At 68.9% G+C, this 13,397-nt stretch carries 13 protein-coding genes and 1 other RNA gene; 7 read left to right on the forward strand and 7 right to left on the reverse strand.

The annotated features are described in order from the left end of the window. Window positions 1-49: 49 nt before the first annotated feature. The 3 genes from dnaJ to grpE all read right to left on the reverse strand — a co-directional run bounded on the left by dnaJ (window position 50) and on the right by grpE (window position 3,958). On the reverse strand, window positions 50-1,192 hold the full coding sequence (gene dnaJ / locus ACGTNG_RS06630; protein ID WP_349759091.1) for a molecular chaperone DnaJ: 1,143 nt from the start codon (window positions 1,190-1,192) through the stop codon (window positions 50-52). 92 nt (window positions 1,193-1,284) lie between these two features. Beyond that, window positions 1,285-3,213, reverse strand: coding sequence for a molecular chaperone DnaK (gene dnaK / locus ACGTNG_RS06635; protein WP_394576226.1), 1,929 nt, complete (start codon window positions 3,211-3,213; stop codon window positions 1,285-1,287). A gap of 121 nt (window positions 3,214-3,334) precedes the next feature. Continuing rightward, a complete protein-coding gene (grpE, locus tag ACGTNG_RS06640) occupies window positions 3,335-3,958 on the reverse strand; it encodes a nucleotide exchange factor GrpE (RefSeq protein WP_394576227.1) in 624 nt (207 codons plus the stop codon). 250 nt (window positions 3,959-4,208) lie between these two features. Between grpE and recN the strand changes: the two genes are divergently transcribed. After that, the gene (gene recN, locus ACGTNG_RS06645; protein ID WP_394576228.1) at window positions 4,209-5,882 is read left to right on the forward strand and encodes a DNA repair protein RecN; all 1,674 of its coding nucleotides are present in this window, start codon (window positions 4,209-4,211) and stop codon (window positions 5,880-5,882) included. 119 nt (window positions 5,883-6,001) lie between these two features. Here the strand turns inward: recN and fur are convergent, their stop codons facing one another. Then, on the reverse strand, window positions 6,002-6,448 hold the full coding sequence (gene fur, locus ACGTNG_RS06650) for a ferric iron uptake transcriptional regulator (protein ID WP_108446059.1): 447 nt from the start codon (window positions 6,446-6,448) through the stop codon (window positions 6,002-6,004). Window positions 6,449-6,520: 72 nt separating this feature from the next. On the opposite strand from fur, the gene ACGTNG_RS06655 reads away from it, so the two are divergent. Next, window positions 6,521-6,949 carry an outer membrane protein assembly factor BamE gene (locus tag ACGTNG_RS06655; protein WP_394576229.1) on the forward strand — a complete coding sequence of 143 codons (429 nt, stop codon included), beginning with the start codon at window positions 6,521-6,523 and terminating at the stop codon, window positions 6,947-6,949. 58 nt (window positions 6,950-7,007) lie between these two features. Here ACGTNG_RS06655 and ACGTNG_RS06660 read toward each other — a convergent pair whose 3' ends face one another. Then, window positions 7,008-7,322 (reverse strand): RnfH family protein, encoded by a 315-nt coding sequence (locus ACGTNG_RS06660; RefSeq protein ID WP_394576230.1) that lies wholly within the window; start codon window positions 7,320-7,322, stop codon window positions 7,008-7,010. Next, window positions 7,312-7,746, reverse strand: a complete 435-nt coding sequence (locus tag ACGTNG_RS06665; RefSeq protein WP_138178673.1) for a type II toxin-antitoxin system RatA family toxin — start codon at window positions 7,744-7,746, stop codon at window positions 7,312-7,314. Before ACGTNG_RS06665 ends, ACGTNG_RS06660 begins: the two co-directional genes overlap by 11 nt. Window positions 7,747-7,874: 128 nt before the next feature. On the opposite strand from ACGTNG_RS06665, the gene smpB reads away from it, so the two are divergent. After that, window positions 7,875-8,366 carry an SsrA-binding protein SmpB gene (smpB, locus tag ACGTNG_RS06670; RefSeq protein WP_349759098.1) on the forward strand — a complete coding sequence of 164 codons (492 nt, stop codon included), beginning with the start codon at window positions 7,875-7,877 and terminating at the stop codon, window positions 8,364-8,366. Between the two features lie 40 nt (window positions 8,367-8,406). After that, window positions 8,407-8,787: a transfer-messenger RNA gene (gene ssrA, locus ACGTNG_RS06675) on the forward strand. Window positions 8,788-8,874: 87 nt separating this feature from the next. Here ssrA and ACGTNG_RS06680 read toward each other — a convergent pair. Continuing rightward, window positions 8,875-9,912, reverse strand: a complete 1,038-nt coding sequence (locus tag ACGTNG_RS06680) for a GlxA family transcriptional regulator (protein ID WP_394576231.1) — start codon at window positions 9,910-9,912, stop codon at window positions 8,875-8,877. Window positions 9,913-10,014: 102 nt separating this feature from the next. Here ACGTNG_RS06680 and tmpA point away from each other — a divergent pair, with 102 nt between their 5' ends. From tmpA to ACGTNG_RS06695, 3 genes are read left to right on the forward strand one after another with little or no spacing between them, the layout of a single operon-like run. Then, on the forward strand, window positions 10,015-11,133 hold the full coding sequence (gene tmpA, locus ACGTNG_RS06685) for a 2-trimethylaminoethylphosphonate dioxygenase (RefSeq protein ID WP_394576232.1): 1,119 nt from the start codon (window positions 10,015-10,017) through the stop codon (window positions 11,131-11,133). After that, on the forward strand, window positions 11,130-11,741 hold the full coding sequence (locus ACGTNG_RS06690) for an HD domain-containing protein (RefSeq protein ID WP_394576233.1): 612 nt from the start codon (window positions 11,130-11,132) through the stop codon (window positions 11,739-11,741). Before tmpA ends, ACGTNG_RS06690 begins: the two co-directional genes overlap by 4 nt. Next, complete coding sequence (locus tag ACGTNG_RS06695) at window positions 11,738-13,339, forward strand: 5-guanidino-2-oxopentanoate decarboxylase (protein ID WP_394576234.1); 1,602 nt, start codon at window positions 11,738-11,740, stop codon at window positions 13,337-13,339. The genes ACGTNG_RS06690 and ACGTNG_RS06695 overlap by 4 nt, the downstream gene beginning before the upstream one ends. Window positions 13,340-13,397 lie beyond the last annotated feature (58 nt).

Genomic DNA, 13,397 nt, shown 5'->3' on the forward strand with positions numbered 1-13,397 from the left:
CCGCCTCCTTGCGGAGCGCGGGGCCTCGTCGATTCCTGGGGGACCGCCCTTAGGGCTTCATGTCCTCGAAGAACTTCTTCACGCCGTCGAAGAAGCTCGACTTCTTCGGCGAGTGATGGCTCTTGCTGCCCTCCAGGCTGTCCTGGAAGGCGCGCAGCAGGTCCTTCTGCTCCTCGCTGAGCTTGACCGGGGTCTCCACCACGACCTTGCACAGCAGGTCGCCCGGGGGACCGCCGCGCACCGGCTTCACGCCCTTGCCGCGCAGGCGGAACAGCTTGCCGGTCTGGGTCTCGGGCGGGATCTTCAGCTTGACCCGAGCGTCCAGGGTCGGCACCTCGAGCTCGCCACCCAACGCCGCATCGACGAAGTTGATCGGCACCTCGCACTGCAGATGACGGCCGTCGCGCTGGAAGATGTGGTGCGGCTTGATCGCCACCTGGACGTAGAGATCCCCGGGCGGTCCGCCGTTGACGCCGGCCTCGCCCTCGCCGTTCAGGCGAATGCGATCGCCGGTATCCACGCCGGCCGGGATCTTCACCGACAGGGTGCGGGTCTCGCGCACGCGGCCCTCGCCATGGCACTTGTGGCACGGCACCTTGATGTGCTCGCCGCCGCCGTGGCAGGTCGGGCAGGTCTGCTGCACGGCGAAGAAGCCCTGCTGCATGCGCACCTGCCCCATGCCATTACAGGTCGGGCAGGTCTCCTTGCTGGAGCCCGGCTCGGCACCGCCGCCGTCGCAGCGCTCGCACTCGACATGGCGCGGCACGCGGATGTCCACGCTGGTGCCGGCCACGGCGTCCTCGAGGTCGAGCTCGAGGTTGTAGCGCAGGTCGCTGCCGCGCTGCGGGGCGTTGGGGTGGCGACGACCGCCGCCCCCGCCGAAGATGTCGCCGAAGACATCGCCGAAGATGTCGCTGAAGCCGCCGGCACCGGCCCCGGCGCCACCGAAGCCGCCGCCGGCCTGGCCGTCCACCCCGGCATGGCCGAACTGGTCATAGGCCGCGCGCTTCTCGCCGTCGCTCAGGACCTCATAGGCCTCCGAGACCTCGCGGAACTTCTCGGCTGCCGAGTCGTCATCCGGATTGCGGTCCGGATGAAACTTCTGGGCGAGGCGTCGGTAGGCCTTCTTGATGTCCTTCTGGTCGGCACCGCGCTCGACGCCCAGTACTTCGTAATAGTCACGCTTGGACATGAGTCTGTCCGCCTCCGTAGGGACTCTGCGGAAACACCAACGCGGGAGTCAGGCCCCCGCGCTGGCATCATCCGTCAAACAGATGTCGTGGTTTACTGCTTTTTCTGGTCGTCGTTGACTTCTTCGTACTCGGCGTCGACCACGTCATCTTCCTGCTTGGCGGCGCCCTCGCCGGCCTCACCGGCCTGCTGCGCGGCTTCGCCCTGCTCGGCGTACATCTTCTGCGCCAGGGTGCCGGAGGCCTCGGTCAGCTTGTCGAGCTTGGCCTGGATGTCCTCCTGGTCGTCACCCTTGATCGCCTCTTCCAGCTCGGACGCGGCGGTCTCGATGGCCTGCTTCTCCTCGTCGCTGGCCTTGTCGCCGGCCTCTTCGAGGGTCTTGCGGGCCGCATGGACCATGCCGTCGGCCTGGTTGCGCAGCTGGACCAGCTCCTCGAACTTCTTGTCCTCGTCGGCATGGGCCTCGGCGTCCTGGACCATCTGCTCGACTTCTTCCTCGGACAGGCCGCTGGAGGCCTTGATCACGATGGACTGTTCCTTGCCGGTGGCCTTGTCCTTGGCGGACACGTTCAGGATGCCGTTGGCGTCCAGGTCGAAGGCGACCTCGATCTGCGGCACGCCGCGCGGCGCCGGCGGAATGTCGGCCAGGTCGAAGCGACCGAGCGACTTGTTGCCGCTGGACTGCTTGCGCTCACCCTGCAGCACGTGAATGGTCACGGCCGTCTGGTTGTCATCCGCGGTCGAGAAGATCTGGGTCTTCTTGGTCGGGATGGTGGTGTTCTTCTCGATCAGCGGCGTCATCACGCCACCCAAGGTCTCGATGCCCAGCGTCAGCGGGGTCACGTCGAGCAGCAGCACGTCCTTGACGTCACCGCCCAGCACGCCGCCCTGGATTGCCGCACCCACGGCCACGGCCTCGTCCGGGTTGACGTCCTTGCGGGCGTCCTTGCCGAAGAACTCGGCCACGGACTTCTGCACCATGGGCATGCGGGTCTGACCGCCGACCAGGATGACGTCGTCGATCTCGCCGTTGGAGAGGCCGGCGTCCTTGAGCGCGGTCTTGCACGGCTCGAGAGAGCGCTTGACCAGCTCCTCCACCAGCGACTCCAGCTTGGCCCGGGTCACCTTCACGTTGAGGTGCTTGGGACCGGTGTTGTCCGCCGTGATGTACGGCAGGTTGACGTCGGTCTGCTGGGCGCTGGACAGCTCGATCTTGGCCTTCTCGGCGGCTTCCTTGAGGCGCTGCATGGCCAGGTTGTCGCCGGACAGGTCGATGCCGCTGTCGGCCTTGAACTGATCGACCAGGTAGTTGATCAGCTTCATGTCGAAGTCTTCGCCGCCCAGGAAGGTGTCGCCGTTGGTGGCCAGCACCTCGAACTGGGTCTCGCCGTCGACGTCGGCCACTTCGATGATGGAGATATCGAAGGTGCCGCCACCCAGGTCATAGACCGCGATGGTCTTGTCGCCACGCGCCTTGTCCATGCCGTAGGCCAGCGCGGCCGCGGTCGGCTCGTTGATGATGCGCTTGACCTCGAGGCCGGCGATGCGACCCGCGTCCTTGGTGGCCTGACGCTGGGAGTCGTTGAAGTAGGCCGGCACGGTGATCACCGCCTCGGTCACTTCCTCGCCCAGGTAGTCCTCGGCGGTCTTCTTCATCTTCTTCAGGACTTCGGCGCTGACCTGCGGGGGCGCCAGCTTCTTGTCCTTGACCTGCACCCAGGCGTCGCCGTTGTCGGCTTCGGTGATGGTGTAGGGGACCATCTTGACGTCCTTCTGGACGACATCGTCCTTGAAGCGACGGCCGATCAGGCGCTTGATGGCGTACAGGGTGTTCTGGGGGTTGGTGACCGCCTGGCGCTTGGCCGCCTGGCCCACCAGCGTCTCACCGTCGTCGGTGTAGGCGATAATGGACGGCGTGGTCCGTGCGCCTTCGGCGTTCTCGATCACCTTGGCCTGGTCACCGTCGAGCACGGCGACGCAAGAGTTGGTGGTCCCCAGGTCAATACCGATGATGCGTCCCATAGGAAATCCTCAAACTGGCAGTTGAATTCGTGGTCTGCGGCTTTCGCCGCGGGGTTGCCGTCTATCTGGGGGCCCTCGAAACCTTTTCAAGACCCGAGGGCCGCTTTTCTATGGCTCGGTGTCAGCCGGCGGCCTGGCTGACGACCACCATGGCCGGACGGACCAGGCGCCCGTTGAGCAGGTAGCCCTTCTGCATGACGTCCATCACGGTGTTGGGCTCCATCTCGGGGTTGGGCACCATGGCCATGGCCTCGTGGTACTGCGGGTCGAAGGGCTCGCCGTGGGGCTCCACCACCTCGACGCCGAACTTGGCCATCACGTCGTGCTGCATCTTGAGCGTCATGGAGACGCCCTCGATGTGCGCCTCGCTGGCCTCGTCGCCCATGGACTCGAGCGCCTTCTCGAGGCTGTCGATCACCGGCAGCAGCTCCTTGACGAACTTCTCCAGCGCGAACTTGCGGGCCTTCTCGGCCTCCTGCTCGGCGCGCCGCCGCACGTTCTGTGCCTCGGCGGCCGCCCGCATGGCCTGGTCCTTGGCCTCGGCGACGCTCTGCTCGAGCTCCTCGACGCGCGCCGCCAGCACCTCGGCCTCGGGGTTGTCGGCGGCCTCGGCCTCGGTGGCGGCCTGATCGGCGCCCTCGATGGCGTCCTCCAGCTCACCCTCCACGGTCTCGGCCTGCGGCTCGGCTTCCCGCTCTTCGCGAGCGAGTTCGTCGTCCAGCGGGGTCTGAGAGTCTTTGGCCATGTGGGGTCTCCTGAATGGCAATCAGCGGCCAGGGGCCGCTGGCAAGGCATGAATGATGGCGTGAACGATGATCTGCGAGGTATATGGGGCTGGCCGCGGTGAACTCAAGGCGTCGTCGCGAGACGAATTCGCGGGTGCATTGTGGGGGATGCTCGACTACTGTATAAACGCACAATACTTGTATGGATGGACAGTAGTAGAAGCACCGCACTTCCAGAACAGTATTCCCAGACAGGCCCCGGGAGGCACCATGCTGACAGAGCTTGCCATTCGCGACTTCGCCATCGTCGACCACCTCGAACTGGACCTCGCCGGCGGCATGACCGCCATCACCGGCGAGACGGGGGCCGGCAAGTCCATCCTGCTCGGCGCCCTGGGGCTCTGCCTGGGCGAGCGGGCCGACAGCGCCAGCGTGCGCCACGGCAGAGAGCGCGCCGACCTCAGTGCGCGCTTCGACCTCAAGGCCCTGCCCGAGGCCCGCGCCTGGCTCGAGTCCCGCGAGCTGCCCGCCGACGACTGCCTGCTGCGGCGCGTGGTGACGCGCAGCGGCCGTTCCAAGGCCTGGATAAACGGCCAACCGGCGACGGTGGCCGACCTGCGCGCCCTCGGCGAGCACCTCATCGAGATCCACGGCCAGCACGCCCATCAGGCGCTGCTGAACGAGGAGACCCACCTGCGCCTGCTCGACGACTTCGCCGGCCATCGCGAACGGGTGGCCGAGATGCGCCTGGCCTTCCGCGAGTGGCAGGCCAGCCGCCGACGCCTCGAGCGCCTGGCCGAGGACGGCGACGAGATCCGCGCCCGCCGCCAGCTGCTGCGCTATCAGGTGGAGGAGCTCGATGCCCTGGCCCTGGCCGAGGGCGAGCTCAAGGGGCTCGAGGAGGAGCAGGAGGAGCTGGCCCACGCCGAGGAGCGGCTGCGCGAGGCGCAGTTCGCCGCCGAGTGCTGCGACGGCGACGAGGCCGGCGCGCTGACGCGGCTCAATCAGGCGATCCAGCATCTCTCGGAGCTGCCGGGCAGCGACCGCGGGAGCCTGGCCGATACCCTCACCATGCTCGGCGAGGCGCGCATCCAGATCGAGGAGGCGGGCCGCGAGCTCGGCCACTTCGCCGCCGGCGTCGAGCTGGACCCGGAGCGGCTGGCCTGGGTCGAGGAGCGCCTGGGCGAGGTGCACCGCATCGCCCGCAAGCACCACGTGCTGCCCGAGGTGCTGGTCGACCTGCACCGCCGCCTGGCCGAGGAGCTCGAGGGCCTGGAGGGCGGCGACGGCGACCTCGAGACGCTGGCCGCCGAGGTCGAGGCACAGCAGGCGCGCTGGCACGAGCAGGCCACGGCGGTCTCCAAGGCGCGTCGCCAGGCCGCTCGCCGCTTCGGCCGCGCCGTGCAGGAGCAGCTGGCCTTCCTGGCCATGGACAAGGCCACCTTCGAGGTCGAGCTCGCCGCCCGGGAGACCCCGGCCATCGAGGGGCTGGAGGGCGCACGTATGCTGATCAGCGCCAACCCCGGCCAGCCGGCGCGCCCGCTGGCCAAGGTGGCCTCGGGCGGGGAGCTGTCGCGCATCAGCCTGGCGATCCAGGTGGTGGCGGCCAAGCACTCGACCATCGCCAGCCTGGTCTTCGACGAGGTGGACGTGGGCGTCTCCGGGGCCACCGCCGAGATCGTCGGCCAGCTGCTGCGCCGGCTGGGCGAGAACGGCCAGGTGATGACCGTGACGCACCTGCCCCAGGTGGCCGCCCAGGCCCACCATCACCTGCACATCGAGAAGCAGGCCGAGAAGGCCTCCACCCTGACCCGCATGGCCCTGCTCGACGAGGCCGGCCGGGTCGGCGAGCTGGCGCGCATGCTCGGCGGCGTGAACCTCTCCGACCGCACCCTGGCCCACGCCCGGGAGATGCTCGACGCCAGCCAGCGCGCCCACCACTGAGCCCGCGACGCGGGCTCGCGCGTCCATGATCCCCAACGCAGCGCGGCCCCGATCCAAGGATCGGGGCCGCGCTCTTTCACCGCTCGGGGGTGTCGCCGTTCCGGGCGACCCCGTCGGCGCTACTTCTTCTGGATGCCTTCCTGGCGAGTCGCCCGGGAGCCCCGCGGCCTCACGTAGAGCACCAGGGCATGATCGACGAGTTCGAAGCCGTGCTCCTCGGCGATCTCCTGCTGGCGACGCTCGATGGTCTCATCGAAGAACTCGACGATCTCACCACTCTCCAGGCACACCATATGGTCGTGGTGCTCCTCCTGGGAGAGTTCGAAGACGGCGTGGCCGCCATCGAAGTTATGGCGGATCACCAGCCCGGCGGTCTCGAACTGGGTCAGCACGCGATAGACGGTGGCCAGGCCCACGTCCTCGCCCGCGTCCAGCAGGGTCTTATACACATCCTCGGCGCTCAGATGGTGCTTTTCGGAGGCGCTCTCGAGGATCTGCAGGATCTTGACGCGCGGCAGGGTCACTTTGAGACCGGCCTTGCGCAATTCATGGTTCTGGTCGGCCATGGTCGCTCTTCGCAGTATCGGGTAGGGTCGGTTATGATCGACCGAATCCACGATAGTGAAGAACAGGCGCAAATGCAAAAGCTGACAAGAATCGTCACCCTTTCCGTCGCCCTGCTGATGATCAGCGGCTGCAGTTACTTCGGCGTCTACAAGCGCGACCTGCCCCAGGGCAACCTGGTGACCGCGGGCATGGCCGAGCAGCTGCGGCCGGGCATGAGCCGCCAGCAGGTCGTCGACCTGATGGGCAGCCCGCTGCTCGAGGCGCCCTTCGATGCCCGCCAGTGGGACTATGTCTACCGCCTCGACGAGGCCTACGGCGACGTCGAGCAGCGGCGCATCACCCTGACCTTCGAGGGCGGGCGCGTCGCGAACATCGAGCGGGAGGGGGACTTCTCGACGGCGCCGCCGCTCGGCGACGATCGCGGCATCGGGCCCGACAGCGAGGTCGCCGAGGACGATCAGGACGCGCCGATCGACAACCTGACGCCGGATCGCCCCTGAGCCAGCCCGCGACCGAGCCTGCCCGTGACGCCCCGTACCGGCCCCGCCGGACGGGGCGTCAGCGCGTCTTGGCCGCGGCCCGCTCGGCGCGCACCGCCTTGGGATCGATCTTGAGCGGCCGATAGACCTCGACGCGATCCCCCACCTTCAGGCGCTGCGCATCGGGGTCGCGCAGCCGCTTGCCGAAGAGCCCCAGGTCGGCATCAAGGATGCTCGCCGCGGGGAGCTCGGGAAACCTCGCTTCCAGCCCCGCCATCGCGACCGCCTCTCGGGCCGTGGTGCCCTCACTCACGGAAAGCGTCACGATGCACTGCCGCTCGGGCAGGGCGAAAGCCACCTCGACCTCGATGGTGTCCGGAGAGCTAGCGGCCATAGAGGCTGTCCGCGCGGCGGGTGAAGGAGTCCACCAGCTGCCCGGCGACCTGCTGGAAGAGCTTGCCGAAGGCCATCCCCAGCAGGCGGTTGGCGAACTCGAACTCCAGCTCGAGGCTGATCTTGCAGGCTCCCTCGCCCATCGGCATGAACAGCCAGCGGCCGCGCAGGCGCTTGAAGGGGCCGCTGACCAGCGACATCTCGATGCGCTCGGGTTCGATCAGGTCGTTGCGGGTGGTGAAGCTCTGCTCGATCCCGGCACGACCCAGGGTCATCTCGCCGATCAGGTGCGCGTCGTCGCGCTCGAGCAGGCGAGCGTTCCGGCATCCCGGGAGGAATTCCGGGTAGCGCTCGAAGTCGTTGACCAGGTCGAACATGTCCTGGGGGGTGTGCCGCACCATGGCGGACCGATTGACCGTTGGCATTGAGCTCTCCGCTGACTTCACAGTGCCCAGGGCGTATCATGAGCGGTTATTTCAGGCCTTGAATGGTACCACGCTTCCCCCCACATCGAAGGGCAAGCGCCACCGGCAGATACAGGACACGAGGTTTCATGGCCAACAAGAAAGGCAAGAGCAAGGGTCCCGGCGGCAACGTCATCGCCCAGAACAAGAAAGCACGCTTCGAATACCATATCGACGAGAGCTTCGAGGCGGGCGTGGTGCTGGCCGGCTGGGAGGTGAAGAGCCTGCGCGCCGGCAAGGCGCAGCTCACCGACACCTACATCCTGATCAAGAACGGCGAGGCGTGGCTGCTGGGCACCCACATCACGCCGCTCAACACCGCCAGCACCCACGAGATCGCGGACCCGACACGCACCCGCAAGCTGCTGCTGCATCGCAAGGAGATCGCCAAGATCTTCTCGCGCACCCAGGAGAAGGGGCACACCTGCGTGCCGCTCAAGCTCTACTGGAAGAACAACCGGGTGAAGTGCGAGCTGGCGCTGGTGACCGGCAAGAAGCTGCACGACAAGCGGGCCACCGAGAAGGACCGCGACTGGCAGCGGCAGAAAGGGCGCATCATGCGTGAACAAACCAAGGCCTGAGGTGTCACAAAACTGCACATCCTGTTAGGATGCGCGTTACGGGGGCGACACGGTTTCGACGCCGGTGACAATCCCTGAGGTGCATGCCGAGAGCGTGATGTATCTCGTAAATCCAACATCACGACTAAATAGTCGCAAACGACGACAACTACGCTCAGGGCGCGCTGGCAGCTTAAACGCCGCTAGCTTCTAGCCCGGCCCGAAGGCAATGTGCCCATTCATTGCTGACGGGATATGAGCCAAGACTGATGGGATCGCGATAGGTGGTGTCCTCTCGCCTGTCGTTAAACCTGACGAGGAATCGCATTGCTGGATCCTGATCGTCGGAGCCAGTGGTGTTAAATCAAATGACGAAACTAAGCATGTAGAGCCAATGGGTGAGTGCCGGCGGACGCGGGTTCAATTCCCGCCGCCTCCACCAAACAGTCGACGAATCAAGCGCCTACGGGCGCTTTTTTCGTTTGTGCCCGCCTCTCTCAGCCCCCCCCGCCCGACGCATCGCACACCGCTAGGCGGCCGCTCCACCCTCACGCCCCGACTCGACGCTGCTGCCGCGCTCGGCGGTCACGCTGGGCGCTTCCTCGAAGCGGCGGCGATAGGCGCGGGTGAAGTGTGCCGGCTGGGTGAAGCCGGTGGCCAGCGCCGCCTCGGTCACCAGGCAGCGGCTGTCGGCCAGCAGCTGGCGCGCCCGGTCCAGGCGCATGCCCAGGTAGCACTGGTGGGGCGTCTCGCCGAAGTGACGCTGGAAGAGCCGCGTCAGCTGGCGCTGCGACTGCCCCGCCAGCCGGCATACCTCGGGGATCGGCAGCGCCTGGGCCAGGTTGGCCTCCATCACCGCCAGCGCCCGCACCGCGCTGCGCGGCAGCTCCCCGTAGCGCTGGCGCTGGGCGCCGCCCTCGCCGCGGCCCCGCTCGTGCACCAGCTGGCGGCCCACGGCGTCGGCCAGGGCGGGGCCATAGGCGCGCTCGATCCACTCCAGCATCATGTCGATGCTCGCCGCCCCGCCGGACCCGGTCATCCGCGTGGCGTCGAACTCGTAGCGCGCCGGGCTGATCTCCAGCTCCGGAAACTCGAGCCGGAAGGCCGGCACGCTCTCCCAGTGCAGCGCTACCCGACACCCCTCCAGCACCCCCGCCCGGGCCAGGATGAAGGGCGCGGTGTCCAGCCCGCCCAGCCAGCCGCCGTGGGCGGCGATGCGCCGCAGCACGGCGCGATCCTGAAAGCGCACCGTCGCCTCCGCCTCATAGGAGGAGACGACCATCAGACGCGCGCTGTCCTCCAGCGACTCCAGGGCGCCATCCACGTCGATGCGCACGCCGTTGCTGGCCACCACCGCCTCCCCGTCCGCCGAGAGCAGCCGCCAGGCGAAGAGGTCGCGGCCGAAGCGGTTGGCCACGCGCAGCGGCTCCAGCAGGCAGAACAGGGTCAGCATCGAGAAGCGCGGTACCAGCCACACGTCGAGGGTGTATTCGGCCTGCTCCGGGGTGAGCAGGGGCGGGGAGTCGGGGCGCGGATAGGGCCACGCGCCGTCGGGAGCATCGATCATGGCCAAAAGGGTCAAGCCTGAGGCCAAATTAATCAAGTCGTGGCCGCCGCAGGCGGTTATGGTTGAGCGCGACCCCGAAGCACAGTCCGTGGAGACGCCGCCATGACACATGTCACATCCCTGGCCAAAAACCGACGCCTGGTCATCGACCACCACGGCCGGACCCGCGAATTCGCCGCCCTCTGGCTGCGTGAGCGCAGCCCCGATGCCGAGACCCTGGACCCGCGCACCGGCCAGCGCCTGATCGAGGCCGCCGAGCTGCCGCTCACGCTCGCCGTCGAGTCGGCCGAGGTACGCGACGGCGAGCTTGCCCTGCGCTTCAGCGACGGCCATCGCGGCCTCTTCGATCTCGACGCGCTCTTCGACGACGCGCCGAGCGACCCGCCCCAACGGCTCTGGGACGCCGCCAGCGCGCCGCGCCCCGAGGCCGACTTCGCCGCCACCCTGGAGGACGACACGGCGCTGCTGGCGATGCTCGAGGCGCTGCATCGCGACGGCTTCGTGCTGGTCTCAGGCGTGCCCACCGAGGAGCATGGCATGCAGCCGCTGATCGATCGCATCGGCCCGCTGCGGCGCACCAACTGGGGCGGCATCGCCGACGTCAAGTCGGTGGCCGACGCCTACGACCTGACCATGACCCAGCGCGGCCTGGAGCCGCATACGGACAACCCCTATCGCGACCCCATCCCCGGCTACATCTGGCTGCACTGCCTGACCAACGCCGCCAACGGCGGCGACAGCACCCTGGCCGACGGCTTCATGGCGGCCCGCCTGCTGCGCGAGCGCGACCCGGCCGCCTACGACTGCCTGACCCGGGTCACCCCGGGGTTCCGCTATCGCGACGACACCACCCACCTCGAGGGCGAGGGGCCGCTGATCGAGCTGGACAGCCAGGGCGAGCCGGTCCGGGTGCGCTACTCCAACCGCACCGAGCGCGTGCCGGCCCTGCCCCCCGAGCAGCTGGAGGCCTACTACGCCGCGCGCGGCGCCTTCTATCGCCTGATCACCGGCGAGGAGCTGACCCTGAACCTCAAGCTCGACCCGGGCCAGATGCTGATCATGGACAACTATCGCCTGCTGCACGGCCGCAGCGCCTTCCAGCTGGCCGGCGGCGTGCGCCACCTGCGCCAGGGCTACGTCGACCGCGACAGCACCGCCAGCCGCCGCCGCGTGCTGCGCCGCCAGGCCACCCCCGCCCCGACCACCGGAGAGCCCGCATGAACCAGGCCACCTTCCGCCACTTCGGCGAGGCCCGCCGCGACGACTGGGCGCTGATCGACGCCCGCTTCCGCGACTACGTCGCCGACGCCCCGCGCCGGGTGCTGGCCCACCTGCACAACCTGGCCGGCGACACCCACGGCTACCCGGTGGATCGCTACCAGCACAGCCTGCAGACCGCGACCCGGGCGCTGCGCGACGGCGCCGACGAGGAGATGGTCGTCTGTGCGCTGCTCCACGACATCGGCGACGACCTGGCCCCGGCCAATCACGCCGAGATCGCCGCGGCAATCCTCGAGCCCTTCGTCGACCCGCTCAACGCCTGGATGATCCGCCACCACGAGCTCTTCCAGGGCTACCACTACCGCCACTTCTTCGGCCAGGATCCCCACGCCCGGGAGCAGTTCCGCGACCACCCGGCCTATGCGCGCACCGTGCGCTTCTGCGACGACTGGGACCAGGCGAGCTTCGACCCCGACTACGACACCCTTCCCCTAACGCACTTCGTGCCCATGGTGGAGCGGGTGCTGGGTCGCCCGGTGCGCGGCGGCCTGCCGGACCTCGTGGACGAGCCGGTGGATGGGCCGGTGAACGAGGAGGCGACCCGATGAGCCAGACCTGTGCCCGCCAGCTGCTGCGCCTGCTGGAAGCCTATGGCGTCGACACCGCCTTCGGCATCCCCGGGGTGCACACCATCGAGCTCTACCGCGAGCTGAGCGAGAGCCGCCTGCGCCACGTGACCCCGCGCCACGAGCAGGGCGCCGGCTTCATGGCCGACGGCTATGCCCGCGCCAGCGGCCACCCGGCGGCCTGCTTCATCATCTCCGGCCCCGGCATGACCAACATCGCCACCGCCATGGGCCAGGCGCTCGCCGACTCGGTGCCGATGCTGGTGATCTCCAGCGTCAACCGCCGTCCGACCCTGGGCCGCGGCCAGGGCCGCCTGCACGAGCTGCCGAGCCAGCAGCAGACCCTGGCCGGCGTCAGCGTCTTCAGCCACACCCTCCACGACCCCGAGGCGCTGCCGGAAATCCTGGCCCGGGCCTTCGCGATCTTTCGCGGCGCGCGGCCGGGCCCGGTGCACCTCGAGATCCCCATCGACCTGTTCGATGCCGAGATCCCGGCGCTGGCGCCGCGCCCCCTCGAGGTGTTCCCCCCGGCGCCGGCCCCGGCGGCGATCGAACGGGCCGCCGAGTGGCTGGCGGGCGCCGAGCGTCCGCTGCTGCTGCTCGGCGGCGGCTGCGCCAGCGCCCCCGAGGCCGCCCGAGCACTCGCCGAGCGCCTCCAGGCCCCGACCCTGACCACCATCAACGCCAAGGGCGTGCTCGGCCAGGATCATCCGCTGGACCTGGGTGCCACCGCCAGCCTGCCCGCCGCCCGCCGGCTGGCCGCCGAGGCCGATGTGGTGCTGGCGATCGGCACCGAACTCGGCGAGACCGACTACGACCTGGTCTTCGACGAGGGCTTCCGCCTCGAGGGTCGACTGATCCGCGTCGACATCGACCCCCAGCAGCTGGGCCGCAACCAGGCGACAGACCTGGCACTGGTCGCCGACGCCGGCGAGACTCTCGAGGCGCTGGTGGCGCGCCTGCCCGAGCCCGGCGAACGCGATGGCCACGCCCGCACCGCCGCCGTGCGCCGGGAGCTCGCGCTTGCCTCGGACCCGGAGCTCGCGCCATACGTGCCGCTCTTCGCCACCCTGCGCGAGGCGCTGCCCGACGCCGTGGTGGTCGGCGACTCGACAGGCCCGGTCTACGCCGGCAACTTCCTGGCCGCCATGCCGGCCCCGCGGCGCTGGTTCAACGCCGCCACCGGCTACGGCACCCTCGGCTACGGGCTGCCCGCCGCCCTGGGCGCCGCCCTGGCCCAGCCGGCGCTGCCGGTGGTCGCGCTGGTCGGCGACGGCGGCCTGCAGTTCGTGCTCGGCGAGCTGGGCACCGCCCGCGACCTGGGCCGCTCGCTGGCGGTCGTGGTCTGGAACAACGACGGCTACGACGAGATCCGCCGCTACATGTCGTCAAGCGACGTGCAGCACGTAGGCGTCGACTTGGCCGCCCCGTCGTTCCGCGACCTCGCCTCGGCCTACGCCTGCCGCTACGCCGCCATCGGCGACCCGGCCGGGCTGCACGCGGCCCTCGCGCGCCTCGACGACGCCGACTCGCCGCTGATCATCGAGGTGGATGCCGCCGCCTGGGCCGCGTCGACCTGAGGCCACCCGCGGCCTGGCACTGACTTCCGGCCGGCATGACCGGCCCTGACGATAAGGA

The sequence above is a fragment of the Halomonas sp. B23F22_3 genome, assembly GCF_043496965.1.
GTDB lineage: Bacteria > Pseudomonadota > Gammaproteobacteria > Pseudomonadales > Halomonadaceae > Halomonas.